This window comes from Lactobacillus kullabergensis, from assembly GCF_000967195.1.
Classification (GTDB): domain Bacteria; phylum Bacillota; class Bacilli; order Lactobacillales; family Lactobacillaceae; genus Lactobacillus; species Lactobacillus kullabergensis.
Genome location: NZ_KQ033871.1, coordinates 878000 through 892098 on the forward strand (window position 1 = coordinate 878000; position 14099 = coordinate 892098).

Genomic DNA, 14099 nt, shown 5'->3' on the forward strand with positions numbered 1-14099 from the left:
ATAATGCTTATAATAAAGGTTAATTTATTACAGAAGGAGAGGTCGGCTAGTGCGGCAAAAACTTCACCATTTAAATTACAATATTTTTTTGCCCTATATCTTGTTAGTGGTCTTTGGAATAGTGATGGTCTATTCTGCTAGCTCGGATATCTTGCTTGTAAATGGGTTTAATCCGGCAGTTTACGGTATTCGCCAAGCCGTGTACGCTTTTTTTGCGGTTTTTATTTTCTGTGCTCTCTGCTTTTTTTTAAAACTCTATATTTTCAAAAGTCGGAAGTTTGTCGTTTGGTTTCTTGGGATCAGCATTTTATTACTTTTTTATTTGATTTGCTTGAAAATTTTCAAAGGTTCTGATGCTGCCGTCAATGGTTCTGTAGGTTGGATTGATTTAAAAATAATAAAAATTCAGCCTTTAGAAATTGCCAAATTATCCCTAATAATCTATTTAGCTTATTTTTTAGATCGACATGATGGGTCTTTTAAGAAAGGGCAAATTATTCAAAATTTATCCAGACCAGCAATTTTAGCTGCTTTTATGATGTTTTTGGTAATTCTCGAACCTGATTTTGGAGGTACCGCTGTTTTGGCAATGATCGTCATTGTCATGTTCTCAGTTTCTGGTGTGCCTGCAAAAAACGCAGTTTTATGTCTTATTGGAATTGCAGTTGGAGTATACCTGCTCGTTTTCCTGATTATTAAATGGAATCCTGAATTTCTGCAAAATAAGTACCAGTACCGTCGTTTTCTTTCTTTTCTTCACCCATTTGAACTGGAGCAAAAAGGCGGAGCACAACTGGTTAATTCATATTATGCTATTCATAATGGTGGCTTGTTTGGTGTAGGTCTGGGTAACAGCATGCAAAAAAGAGGATATTTGCCTGAGCCTTATACAGACTTCATTTTAGCAGTAATTGCAGAAGAAATAGGGGTTATTGGTGCTCTAGTTGTGACAGGCCTAATTTTTTATTTAATATGGAGTATTATGGAAGTTGGTATTCATGCCAGTTCACAATTTAATGCCTTAGTATGTTTTGGAGTGGCTACCATTATTTTTACGCAGACAGTTTTTAATGTGGGTGCTGTGCTTGGATTGTTGCCTATAACAGGGGTAACTTTACCGTTTATTTCTTATGGTGGATCGTCTTTAATAATTTTGTCGGCAGCTATTGGCATCGTTTTGAATATTTCAGCAAATGAACGAATTAAAAATGAAGAAAGGTTTGCAAATGAGCATTGAACAGGATTTAGCAAATAAAAATATTATTCAAAGACAGAGTCTTATTGTTTTTCTAAATTCAATTAGTGATCAGTACAAATTGAGACGATATGGCGATATTGTTTATTTTTCAAAGAAATTTGCTTATTGTATTATGTATGTAAATAAAAAAGAAATTGAACAAGTTTGCCACGACTTGAATTCACTTGATTTTGTTGAAAAAGTAGAAAAATCAAATTGGAATCAAATTGATCTGTCCAGTGATCATATTGAAAATCAAATTAGAGATTTAGCCAAAAAAGCCGAAAAAACATTGCAGGAACGTCAGGAAGATACAGAACAAATATTATGAGAATTATTTCCGGAAAATACGCCAGACGCAATTTATTTACGTTGAAAAGCCAGAAAACAAGACCAACTAGTGATAAGGTTAAAGAATCTCTGTTTAATTCATTAGGTCAATTTTTTAATGGTGGAGAAGTTTTGGATTTATACGGGGGAAGTGGCGCACTGGCAATTGAGGCCGTTTCTCGAGGATGCTCTCACGCAACAATAGTAGATATAAATTATCAGGCCGTTAACATCATTCATAAAAACGTTGCTTTGACAAAGGATCCTGAACGTTTTGCAGTATATAAAATGTCTAGCAATGCAGCTTTAAGTAAATTTGCCGAAGAAAAACAAAAATTTGATCTTGTTTTCTTAGATCCACCTTATGCTAAACAAAGAATTGCAGACGATATGGCAAAAATGGTTGACCTAGAACTGTTAAACAGTGGTGCAGTAGTGGTGGCTGAAACCAATGATCAAACAAATTTAAAAACAAGTAGTAGTTTTCAGCTAATTAAGGAAAAACATTTAGGTAAAACTATTGTTCGTTTTTATCGAAAGGAATATTAATGAGTGTCGCAATATTTCCAGGAAGTTTTGACCCTATTACTAAAGGGCACGTTGATATAATTAATCAGGCTGCTGCGATATTTGATAAAGTTTACGTAGTGGTGATGGTCAATACGGCTAAAAAATATCTTTTCACAAATGAAGAAAGAGAAGACTTGATTAATGATGCTGTTAAAGATCTGAAAAATGTTCAAGTGTTGCTAAAGCCTAACCAGCTTACTGTTAACGTTGCACGCGATTTGGGCGCAAATACAATTGTGCGTGGCGTAAGAAATACCACAGATTTTTTATTTGAACAGCAGATTGCAGAAATGAATAAAAAAATGGCAAGTGACATAAGTACCGTTTTGCTTTTTACTGAGCCAGAAAATAGCTTTGTTGCGTCCAGTATTATAAAAGAAATTGCGCAGTTTAATGGTGATTTTGCTAGCTTTTTGCCGACTAAAGCAGCACAGGCTTTAAAAGAAAAAATAGGTTATAACAAACATGAATAATGAAAAGAAACCACTCAAGAAGTTTTCAAAAGCTCGAAAATGGCTATTTATTATTTTGGCATTTTTTCTGGTTTTTATTGGCTTAAACTGGCCAACCAATTACTATATTGAAATGCCAGGCAGTGCTGTTTCAATTGGTCAATTTGTAAAAAGCAACGTTAAGCCGCCAAGTAATTTTTATTTAGTGACAGTCAGTGAAACAAGTCAGCCGGCAACAGTATGGGAATACCTTTTTAGTTTTACCCAAAAACATGCTAGTCGTATTCCAAAAACTGAGTTGTTGGGTGGTTCAAGCAGTAGTCAATACCAAGAATTACAAAATTGGTATATGCAAACTAGTCAACAAAATGCTATATATTATGCGGCCAAAAAGGCTGGACTAAAACCTAAACTCCACTATAAGGGTGTTTACGTTATGCAGGTACTAAAAGGCTCAAGCTTTAAAGGCAAATTGCAAATCGGGGATACAGTTTTAGGTGCTGATGGTCATAAATTTCACTCAACAGAAGAAATGATCAGTTATTTTCAAAAAAAGCAGTTAGGTTCTAAAACTATAATTAATGTTGTGCGAGAACAGAAAAAAATCAATTTTAAAGGAAAAATTGTCAAGGTCAAAGGTACAGGCAAACCTGGCATCGGAATACAGTTGGTGGAGCATGTACAGGTCGAAACAAAGCCAAAAGTTACAATTAATGCTGGTGCAATAGGAGGACCATCTGCCGGGTTAATGTTCACTTTAACAAGTTATGAAGTTTTTTCCGGCAAGCACTTAGCTGAAGGTCATAAAATTGCTGGAACTGGGACAATTAGTCCGTCAGGAAAAGTAGGTATGATTGGTGGTGTCGATAAAAAAGTTGTGGCTGCTGATCGTGCTGGTGCTGAGGTCTTTTTTGCACCTGTTGATACAGCGGGGATGAAGAAAAGTGCAAGTAATTATCTACTTGCTAAAAAGACAGCCAAGCAAATAGGAACAAAAATGAAAATTGTTCCTGTACGCACATTTGATGACGCACTTCATTATTTACATGAAAAATACTAATAGAAATTAATAAAAGTCCAAAAGTTTTTGGGCTTTTTTGCGTACTTAAAAATAGGAGTTGAGAAAATGGATTGGGAAAAAATAAAAACTTTTATTGATAAGCACAAAAAGTATTTTTTCATTGGATTGGCATGTCTAATGGCAGTTTTTTTAATTGAGATTAAGAAGTCAGGATCCAACGAAAATTTAAGTGATTTCGATGATGAAAACACTGAGTTTTTGCAAAGTAAAAAAGACAACACTGACAACTTGACTGGTAAAACTAACTCAAAGGAAATAAAAACAGAAGAAACCGTTAAAGATAAGCCTAAAAATATCACGTGTGACATATCAGGTGCGGTTAAACATCAAGGAGTATATACACTAAAAAATGGAGCACGATTGAATGAGCTGATCGCTGCAGCAGGAGGTATTAAAAGCAACGCTCAGTTGAAAAGGGTTAACCGAGCTTTGATATTGAAAGATCAGGATAAGATTCATATTCCTTATATAGGAGAAAAAATAAAGACAGAGCAAGTGGTAGAATCGGTTTCATCTAATTCATCTGACCCGGTTTCTAGTGAATTTAATGACAAAAATAGTGGTCAAACGACTGCAGGCAATAAAGTAAACATCAATACCGCAAATGCACAACAACTACAGCAGCTTAATGGTATTGGAGAGAAAAAAGCACAGCAAATTATTGCTTATCGTCAAAAGAGTGGCCAATTTAAATCCATAGAAGAACTGAAGCAGGTATCTGGAATTGGGGAAAAAACATTTGTGGCACTTAAAGACCAATTGGAAGTTTGATGTTTTAAAACCAGGGTTCCTTCTTGCATTAGCATTATTACTGATAGATTTAAGTTTTTTATACTATCAATGCGATACCTTAATTCAAAAGTCATGTTCTTTTTTAATAGCCGCTTATCTCTCATATTTGCTTTTTTATAAGTTTAATTCTTTAAGATGGTTTTCTCTTGTAATACTTTTTATAGCTTTTTTTGCAACTTGCTTCGATAAAAAGCAAACTGCCTTTGTAATCAGTCCAAGATCTCAAATAGTTTTTTACCCTGATCAAATTGATATTTTTGACGATTGGTTCACAGTTGATGGTCAAGTAGAAAAAGGCAAAGTAAAAGTCTCTGGGAGAATAAACTCAAGACAGATACAACAAATAAAATCAGGGTACAGAGTTAAACTTTATTGTTTATCTGGTGATGTAAATCCGATTGAACCGGCTTCTAACTATGGACAATTTGACTTGCAAAAATTTTATCGATATAAAAACATTTCTCAAGAAGTCAAACTAAAAAGCTATAGAATTAAAATTGACAAGGGTGGCATTTGGAACTATTTGCATTTTTTGCGATTCCATTTAAAAAAATTTTTTCAGCAAATGCCACCAATTTTATCTTTTTTTAGTAGTGAACTGATCCTAGGTGAAAATCCAAGTCGGAGATTTCAAACAATTCTGAATAATTATCGTGACCTTGGCGTAATACACATCTTGAGTATTTCTGGTCTGCATGTTGGTATTTATACCTTACTAATCAGTAAATTTTGTTATTTTTTAAAATTAACAGAAGGCGAGACCTTTGTTTTTTGTTTGCTTATTTTACTGGTAGGGATTTTTCTCAGTAATAGTCAAGTTGGTTTTATCAGAGCAAGTTTGACCTATATTTTGGGTCAACTATTTTCTATAAAAAAATTACAAATTAACAAAAGTGATTTACTTGGACTAACTGCAATTTTGCACCTAATAATCAATCCTCGTTTAATGATGAGCACTGGCGCAGTTTTAAGCTATATTTTAGCCCTGGGTCTGGAAATGACTAATCACATGACTAAATTTAAGCAGTCATTTTCTTTAAATAATCTCTTACTGCCATTGCTTTTATTTTACTTTTTTCAATTTAATATATTAACTGTTTTTTTTAATCTGTTAATTGTGCCATATTTCAACTGGGTCGTGATGCCTTTAACTTTTTTGAACTTGCTGATCTTTAAAATTAATCCAAAATGCAGTTTTTTATTTGAAAGAATACTTGAACTTGGAGAAAAACAAATTGCACAAATTTCTAACAGTAAAATTGGCCTTTTAACATTTGGCAAAATAAACTGGTGGCAATGTCTTTTTTTATTAATTCTGACGTCTATTATATTGATTTGGATAAATGAAAAACCAAACTGTAAAAAAATAATAAAAAGATTTATAGTATGTCTTTTATTTATATATGGATTGGTTTTTTTGACCATTCATTTTCCACTTCAAGGTCAAGTAACTTTCATTGACGTTGGCCAAGGAGACAGCATTTTTATTTCCACTCCGTTTTTTAGAAAAGTTTATTTAATAGATGTCGGTGGAAAACTTAATTTCAACGGCAAAAAAATAAATCCGCAGGTTAAGAAAATTACTCTCCCATTTTTGAAAGCTCAAGGTATAAGCAAAATTAATGGGATATTTATTACACACCAAGATGCAGATCATGTAGGTGATTTGAAGCCACTTTTGAATCAAATTAAAGTAGAAAATTTATATGTGGCGCGAGGATTAATTCAAAATCCTTCTTTTCAAAAAAGAATCACTGGAAAAATCAAGAAAGACCAAATTATACAATTGTTAGCAGGGAATGAAGTTAATGACTCTCAACTATCTTTTCAGACTGTTTATCCTTTTAAGCCAGGCTTAGGAAAAAATGAAGATTCTCTTTCTTTAACATTTAAACTGGCCGGCAAAAGATGGCTTTTTACTGGTGATTTAGGCCAAGAAGGAGAGTTGGAGATCATGAATCAATATCATTTGCATGTTAATTACTTCAAGCTAGGTCATCATGGTAGTCGTACTGCTTCAAATAAAGAATTCCTAAAAGCTTTACATCCAGAAAGAGTTTTTATTTCTGCTGGTCGCAAGAATCGTTTTGGTCATCCTCACATAGAGACAATTGAAACTTTGCAGGCTCAACATATTCCGTGGGCATCGACTCAAGACTGTGGTATGATTACTTGGACTTATGGTGCTTTTACGAGGCCCAAATTTAAGAGATTTTTACCGGTGATAAAAAAATGACATTACTTTCTTTATTTAAAGGTTCTAATACGAAAATTGCTCATACCCTGATTAGTGGAAACGACGCTTTCTTAAACGAATATATTGCTGATTCATATATTCATGAGAAAAAAATGTCAGAATATGAGAAAATTTATGTTGATTGCGATTCAGAAGGATTAGATGAATTAATTGCTGATCTCACTGAATCGAGTCTTTTCAGCCAGAAAAAGGTAATAACAATTAAAAATCCATTTTTTCTAACAGCAAAAGTCCCTAAGAAATTTCAAAAGCAAATTTCAAAACTGCAAAATATTTTTGAGAATATTACGGAACTAGATGATATTTTAGTAATTGTTTCTTCATATGAAAAAATTGATCGACGAAAGAAAATAACAAAGCTTATTACAAATCATTTTAATGTTGTTGAAACTAAAATTCGACCTTATGAATTGAGTAAATTTATCAGAAATTTGATTTCTATGGAGGGGTATCAAATTACAAGCCCTGCTTTAAATCTTTTATTAGAACGCAGCGATCAAGTGGTAGATACTGTTTTGAGTAATTATAATAAGCTGAAAATGATTACAGATAACAGAAAAATCACAACTGAATTAGTCGAAAAAAATGTTGATTTGTCATTAGCACAAAATATTTTTGCCATATTGGATTCAGCGTTAAATAACAATTACCAGGAAGCTTTGACAAGGCTAAGTAATCAACTGCACAACGGCAACAATCCAATACAGATTCTTGCCGTATTTGAAAATCAGTTGGAAATGATTTTGATTGTTAAGGTTCTTAAAGAGAGAGGTCGCAGTGAACCTGAAATTGTAAAAACGCTGGGTGTTCATCCCTACCGCGTTAAATTAGCTCTAAAAAATAGAGTATCGTCAGATAAGATAGCAAGATTACTAAAGCAGGCAATTAAGTTGGATTTTAATTATAAGAGTGGTCAATACCGAGAAGACGATTTCTTAAAACTTTTTATTCTCAGTGTATGAATTTTGATAGAAACAAAAAGACAGAAATGATTTCATTTCTGTCTTTTTATTTATTAATTAAGCAAGATCGTTATTTTGCAAGTTTTGCTAAACGGCTTTTATCACGGTTAGCTTTATTCTTATGAATAAGACCTTTAGAAGCAGCTTTATCTAATGCACGAGCAGCAGCTACGTGTAATTCGGAGGCATTCTCAGCACCAGCAGCTTGAGCAGTCTTGAACTTTTTAACTGCAGTCCTTAACTGATTCATTTGAGCAGCATTACGCTTTCTTGTAGCATCTTGAGTCTTAACACGCTTAATAGCTGATTTGATTTGTGGCATAAATTTCACCTCCATTGATCGTAATTCTACTTTATAGATTATACTGAAAGATAAATGCAGATGCAAGATAAATAATACTTGCTTTTTAAAAAATTTGTCTGTATTATACTATTGTTGTGAACCGTTAACGCTGTTTGCGCGCTCACACCTGACGGTTAACGTTGTTAACGGCAATTATTCTAGTGAAAGGTGAAAATAATATGGCAATTTCAAAAGCAGAAAAAGATGAAATAATTCAAAAATTTGCGACTCACGAGGGTGATACAGGTTCAACTGAGGTTCAGGTAGCTATCTTGACTACAGATATTAACAACCTGACTGAACATATGCGGAATCATTCACATGACCATCATTCATATGTTGGCTTGTTGAAGAAAATAGGTCACCGTCGTAACTTACTTCGTTATTTACAAAATAAGGATATTAATCGTTATCGTGAATTAATCAAGAAGTTAGGTTTGCGTCGTTAATTAGTTGAAATGTCAGAAAAGCTGGTTCAATTAGGAATCGGCTTTTTTATTTTTGTCAAAATACCATTTTATGCTAGAATAAAAAAAGATACTTTTTACGTTGTGATCATATGATCCATAAATAACAACTGAATAGCAAATTAAGGAAAAGGAAATATAATGACTGATCAAGTTAAAATTATGATTTTGAGCGGCGTTCGTGAACAAGGAAAAGACATGTTCGCTGTTCAAGTTAATGATGAAATTTTTGTTCTTGATGCTGGTCTTAAATATCCTGACAGCACATTGTTTGGAATTGATCTGGTTATTCCAGATTTAGACTTTTTTGAGCAATATGCTGATCAGGTGGTCGGCATCTTTTTATCACATGGACATGCAGACTCTATAGGAGCTTTGCCGTATATTTTAAGAAAGTATGACATACCAGTTTTTGGGTCACAGCTCACAATCGAACTGGCTAAAATAACAGTTAAACGGGAAAATAAGCGCTGTAAAAACACTCTTTTTCATGTTATTGATGCTGAAACAGAGATTGATTTTAAAAATGCTAATATATCATTTTTCCCGACTACTCATTCTATTCCAGATTCGCTGGGAATAGATGTGCATACCCCTGCAGGAGAAGTTGTTTATACAGGAGATTTTAAATTTGATCCTTCTGCAGCACCTAAGTACCGTACGGATTTAGACCGCTTAGCAGAAATTGGACAAAAGAAAGTTTTAGCACTTTTAAGTGACTCTTCAAATGCTGAGGCATCTTTGCCCAATGTTGCCGAGCAGGAGATTGGGGACTATGTAACAAATGTTTTTCGGAATGCCAAGGGCAGAGTAATCGTCGCTGCCAAAGCATCTAATCTTATTAGAATTCAGGAAGTCTTAAATGCCGCTCATAAAACTGGCAGACGCGTTTTGCTGACGGGCAGAGACTTGGCTAAAATAGTCCGTACTGCCATGAATCTTGGTTATTTGAATGTTCCTAAAGGCTTGTTGATGCGTGTTAAAGATTTAAAAGAAACTCCTGATGAAAAAACGGTTATTCTTGAAACCGGTCAAATGGGTGAGCCTTTAAACTCTTTACAAAAAATGGCAAAAAAGCGTCACAGTATGATTACGATTCATAAGGGGGATCTGGTTTTTATTGCTACGACGCCTTCTCATTCAGTAGAGACTATTGTGGCTCAAACTAGCGATATGGTTTATCGTGCAGGTGGTACTGTAATTCAACTAGGTAAAGCAAAACATACCAGTGGACATGCGACGGGTCGTGATTTACAACTGCTTATTGACATTATAAAGCCACAATTTTTAATTCCGGTTATAGGTGAATATCGATTACTGGAAATTCACAAAGATTTGGCAATTAGGGCAGGACTCAAAAAAGATGATATTTTTATTACAAAAAATGGTGACTGCTTAAGCTATGACTTTAATCAAAAACGACTTTATTTGACGGATCCTGTTCCCGGAGAAGACACAATGATTGATGGTTCTGGAATTGGTGATGTGGGCAATATTGTTTTACGCGATCGCGAAGTTTTGTCCGATGATGGCATCTTTATTGCAGTAGTTACTATTGATCGTCGCAAGAAAAAAATTGTTGCTCAACCACAGGTTACCAGCAGAGGGTTTGTATATATTAAGGCAAATCAACAGTTGATGCGTGACAGCATAGAGCTTATTAAAAAGACAATAACTAATAATTTCGAACACAAAAAATTTGACTGGACTGAAATTAAACAGGATGTGCGTAATGATTTGGAAAAATTTCTTTACCGCAAAACCAATAGACGGCCAGTAGTTTTGCCAGTCGTAATGGAAGTTAACCAAAACAGACATCGAGCAATGCAAAAAAGAAATAGCAAAAATGATATGCCAAAAAAGGAAACTCATCACCCAGTTGACGTTAATAAGACCGGTCAAAGAATTATCAAGAAAGATTAACTATGACTTCACTTAGTCAAAAAAATCTAATTAATCTGGCAAAAAGAAATGAATTAAATGGTGATTTGGCTCAGGCTATTCAAAATTTAGAAGAAGCTTTAAGGGACGGTCACAGCGACGAGGTTGTTCTTAATTTATGTGAGCTATATATTAAGAACAAGCAGAGTTATTCTGCTTATGAATTAATTAAAGAAGAAAAGGATCTTTTCACTAATTCTAAAATTTTTGCTGAATATAGCAAAATTCTTAGAAAAAATAATTTTTTTATTGAAGCTTTAGAAGTTAAAAATATTACTGACTATGAATTGCCATGTTCGGTAGAACCTGTTAGCTTAGAATTGCAACAAAAAATAATGGTTGCTTTTAGGAAAAAATCCAAGCCGACAAAATACGACTATGATAAGCTGTTTAAACTTGATTTATCGAATTATAAAAATTTTGCACAAAGTTTATTGATTGATCCGAGTTTAAATTTCGCAGTTCGACTGGTTTTATGTGAGGATTTATTCAGGCTTGGTCTAAGAAATAAATTTAAAATTCTGGTATTAGGGCAGGAAGAAGAATTTATTCCCAAGAACATCAATTTGCTTGAAAAGGATCCGGTGTATCGTGAAGTTGTTTCAGGCATTGGTTCACGATACTACCATAGGCCTAGTCAAATTCCAGCTGTATTAAGCGAAGTTAATTTGATTTTAGGAAGCCTTTATCCTAAACTAAATAAGTATGTTGATGATCCTGACAGTTTTGCCAGTGATATTGCTTCTTATATTGATAATCATGATGGCAGAAGCAATCAAAAGCTGTTTGAGAAAATCGATAATAATATATCCGAATAAAATTGGATAAAATGTCTTTACTTTTTCAAAGTATTTAGTATAATAGCAAAGGACGTTTTCATTAGGCATGGCTCTATGCATTAAAATACTAGGCATTTGCCAATGAAAGTAGTACAATATTCAACAGAGAACTATCCGTTACTTACTCAACGGACTTCTTGCAAATTTACAGGAGGGTCATTTTAATGGCAGAAAAAGAACATTACGTAAGAACAAAGCCACACGTAAACATTGGTACTATCGGTCACGTTGACCATGGTAAGACCACTTTAACGGCGGCTATTACTAAAGTTTTATCAGAAAAGGGATTGGCTAAAGCAGAGGATTACTCAGAGATCGATGCAGCCCCAGAAGAAAAGGAACGTGGTATTACTATTAATACCGCTCACGTAGAGTACGAAACTGAAAATCGTCACTACGCTCACATGGACGCTCCAGGTCACGCCGACTACATTAAGAACATGATTACCGGTGCTGCTCAAATGGATGGAGCTATCTTGGTTGTTGCCGCAACTGATGGTCCTATGCCACAAACTCGTGAACACATTTTACTTGCTCGTCAAGTTGGTGTTAACTACATCGTTGTTTTCTTGAACAAGACTGATTTAGTTGACGACCCAGAATTGATTGACTTAGTAGAGATGGAAGTTCGTGACTTGTTAACTGAATACGATTACCCTGGTGATGATATTCCAGTTATCCGTGGTTCAGCTTTGAAAGCTTTACAAGGAGACAAGGAACAAGAAGAAGTTATCATGAAGTTGATGGACACAGTTGATGAATACATTCCAACTCCTGAACGTCAAACTGATAAGCCATTCTTGATGCCAGTTGAAGATGTCTTCACAATCACAGGTCGTGGTACCGTTGCTTCAGGTCGTATTGATCGTGGTACAGTTAAGATTGGTGATGAAGTTGAAATTGTCGGCTTGGTAGATAAAGTTCTTAAATCAGTTGTTACTGGTTTGGAAATGTTCCACAAGACTTTGGATTTAGGTGAAGCCGGAGATAACGTTGGTGTATTACTTCGTGGTATTGACCGTGATCAAGTCGTTCGTGGACAAGTTTTAGCTGCACCTGGCTCAATTCAGACTCACCACGAATTTAAAGGACAAGTTTACGTTTTGAAGAAAGAGGAAGGCGGACGTCACACCCCATTCTTCTCAGACTACCGTCCACAATTCTATTTCCACACTACTGATATCACTGGTGAAATTGAATTACCAGAAGGTACTGAGATGGTTATGCCTGGCGATAACACAGAGTTTACTGTTAAATTAATTAAACCAGCAGCCATTGAAAAGGGTACTAAGTTCACTATCCGTGAAGGTGGTCGTACTGTTGGTGCTGGTCAAGTTACTGAAATTCTTGATTAGTTCGTTAAAAACAGTTTAAAAAGATGTACTTCTTCATAGAAGTACATCTTTTTTTGCCCAAGTTTGTTTTTTGCGACCGTTTAATGTAAGATAATTTAGTATGTAAAGATGCAATTTAACTTGACATTGGAGGTATTTAATTAATGTCTGTAAAATGGAATAAAACCGATAAAACTACCGGTGAACTTACTTTTGATATTCCCCAAGCTGATGTAAAGCGTGGGCTAGATCAAGCATTCAGAAGGGTAAAGAACAGCTTACGTGTTCCTGGCTTTAGAAAAGGACATGTTTCTCGTGTGATTTTTGATCAATATTATGGTGAAGAATCACTATATGAAAATGCTTTGAATATTGTTCTACCAGATGCCTATGAAGCAGCGATTAAGGAAGCTGATATTGCGGCTGTAGGTCAACCACAAATTTTACCGGTTTCAATGGAAAAAGGTAAAGACTGGCAAATGAAAGCCACAGTCACTGTTCAACCTGAGGTAAAACTTGGCGGATATAAGGGAGTTGAAGTTCCTAAACAAAACACTCGAGTATATGCCAAAGATGTTGACGCCAAATTAAAAGAAGAGCGTGAAAAGAACGCTGAGTTAGTACTGAAGAAGAGTGCTGCAGCTAAAGGTGATACAGTTACCATTGATTATAAAGGAACAGTAGATGGGAAGGCCTTTGATGGTGGTTCAGCAGATGATTATTCACTTGAATTAGGTTCCAATACATTTATTCCTGGTTTTGAAGACCAATTAATAGGTCACAAGGCAGGAGACGATGTAGACGTAGTCGTAACTTTTCCGGAAGATTATGGTGCAAAAGATTTAGCAGGTAAGGAAGCTCATTTTGCTACCAAAATTCATGAAGTTAAATCGAAGCAGTTACCTAAATTAGATGATGAATTTGCTAAAGATGTTGATGATTCTGTTGATACTCTTGATGATTTAAAAGAAAAGATCAAGAAGGATCTTAAGGCGAAGAAAGAAGAAGCTGCACAAGACGAGATTGAGCAAGCCGCAATTGAAAGTGCTGTTGCCAATGCTACTATTGATGAAATTCCGAATGCTATGATTCAGGAAGACATTAACACGCAAATGAATCAATATTTAGGTAATATGCAACGTCAAGGAATCAGTCCTGAAACATATTACAAGATAACTAATACTACAGAAGATCAATTACGCTCACAATTTGCTAAGGATGCTGAAGAGAGAGTTAAAACTAACCTGGTACTTGAAGCAATTGTCAAAAAAGAAGGCATTAAAGCTACTAAAGAAGAAATTGACAAAGAGATAAAAGACTTAGCTAGTGAATATAATATGGATGAAAAAACTGTCCGTAACACTCTGACTGATGACATGCTTTCACATGATATCAATGTACGTAAGGCTATTAATATTGTCGCTGACAACGCAAAACAAGTTTCTAAATCTAAAACTAAAAAAGACGAAAAAAAGTCTGATAAAAAGTAGAGTT

The 14099-nt window shown here is 34.7% G+C and carries 14 protein-coding genes; 13 read left to right on the forward strand and 1 reads right to left on the reverse strand.

Annotated elements, in window-relative coordinates; translation table 11 throughout:
- Positions 1-49: 49 nt before the first annotated feature.
- From JF76_RS04660 to holA, 8 genes are all read left to right on the forward strand, one after another.
- The gene (locus tag JF76_RS04660) at positions 50-1237 is read left to right on the forward strand and encodes an FtsW/RodA/SpoVE family cell cycle protein (protein WP_045928021.1); all 1188 of its coding nucleotides are present in this window, start codon (positions 50-52) and stop codon (positions 1235-1237) included.
- Complete coding sequence (locus JF76_RS04665) at positions 1227-1568, forward strand: DUF2129 domain-containing protein (protein ID WP_045928022.1); 342 nt, start codon at positions 1227-1229, stop codon at positions 1566-1568. The genes JF76_RS04660 and JF76_RS04665 overlap by 11 nt, the downstream gene beginning before the upstream one ends.
- On the forward strand, positions 1565-2116 hold the full coding sequence (gene rsmD, locus JF76_RS04670; RefSeq protein ID WP_045928023.1) for a 16S rRNA (guanine(966)-N(2))-methyltransferase RsmD: 552 nt from the start codon (positions 1565-1567) through the stop codon (positions 2114-2116). The genes JF76_RS04665 and rsmD overlap by 4 nt, the downstream gene beginning before the upstream one ends.
- Entirely contained in the window at positions 2116-2610 is a 495-nt protein-coding gene (gene coaD / locus JF76_RS04675; protein WP_045928024.1) for a pantetheine-phosphate adenylyltransferase, read from the forward strand. The genes rsmD and coaD overlap by 1 nt, the downstream gene beginning before the upstream one ends.
- Positions 2603-3649 (forward strand): SepM family pheromone-processing serine protease, encoded by a 1047-nt coding sequence (locus JF76_RS04680; protein WP_045928025.1) that lies wholly within the window; start codon positions 2603-2605, stop codon positions 3647-3649. Before coaD ends, JF76_RS04680 begins: the two co-directional genes overlap by 8 nt.
- A 66-nt stretch (positions 3650-3715) precedes the next feature.
- On the forward strand, positions 3716-4441 hold the full coding sequence (locus JF76_RS04685; RefSeq protein WP_045928026.1) for a ComEA family DNA-binding protein: 726 nt from the start codon (positions 3716-3718) through the stop codon (positions 4439-4441).
- Positions 4395-6698 carry a DNA internalization-related competence protein ComEC/Rec2 gene (locus tag JF76_RS04690; RefSeq protein ID WP_379854321.1) on the forward strand — a complete coding sequence of 768 codons (2304 nt, stop codon included), beginning with the start codon at positions 4395-4397 and terminating at the stop codon, positions 6696-6698. The genes JF76_RS04685 and JF76_RS04690 overlap by 47 nt, the downstream gene beginning before the upstream one ends.
- Positions 6695-7681 (forward strand): DNA polymerase III subunit delta, encoded by a 987-nt coding sequence (holA, locus tag JF76_RS04695; protein WP_045928028.1) that lies wholly within the window; start codon positions 6695-6697, stop codon positions 7679-7681. The genes JF76_RS04690 and holA overlap by 4 nt, the downstream gene beginning before the upstream one ends.
- A gap of 70 nt (positions 7682-7751) precedes the next feature.
- On the opposite strand, the gene rpsT is transcribed toward holA, so the two are convergent.
- Positions 7752-8003: a 30S ribosomal protein S20 gene (gene rpsT, locus JF76_RS04700; protein ID WP_034979307.1), complete on the reverse strand. Its 252-nt coding sequence runs from the start codon at positions 8001-8003 to the stop codon at positions 7752-7754.
- 200 nt (positions 8004-8203) lie between these two features.
- Between rpsT and rpsO the strand changes: the two genes are divergently transcribed.
- The 5 genes from rpsO (at position 8204) to tig (ending at position 14095) form a co-directional block, all read left to right on the forward strand.
- Positions 8204-8473 (forward strand): 30S ribosomal protein S15, encoded by a 270-nt coding sequence (gene rpsO / locus JF76_RS04705; RefSeq protein WP_034979304.1) that lies wholly within the window; start codon positions 8204-8206, stop codon positions 8471-8473.
- A 159-nt stretch (positions 8474-8632) separates the two neighbouring features.
- Positions 8633-10414 (forward strand): ribonuclease J, encoded by a 1782-nt coding sequence (locus JF76_RS04710; protein ID WP_084600335.1) that lies wholly within the window; start codon positions 8633-8635, stop codon positions 10412-10414.
- Positions 10415-10416: 2 nt separating this feature from the next.
- Complete coding sequence (locus JF76_RS04715) at positions 10417-11250, forward strand: tetratricopeptide repeat protein (RefSeq protein ID WP_045928029.1); 834 nt, start codon at positions 10417-10419, stop codon at positions 11248-11250.
- Between the two features lie 185 nt (positions 11251-11435).
- Entirely contained in the window at positions 11436-12626 is a 1191-nt protein-coding gene (tuf, locus tag JF76_RS04720) for an elongation factor Tu (protein WP_045928030.1), read from the forward strand.
- Positions 12627-12769: 143 nt separating this feature from the next.
- On the forward strand, positions 12770-14095 hold the full coding sequence (gene tig / locus JF76_RS04725; protein WP_045928031.1) for a trigger factor: 1326 nt from the start codon (positions 12770-12772) through the stop codon (positions 14093-14095).
- The last annotated feature ends 4 nt before the right edge of the window (positions 14096-14099 follow it).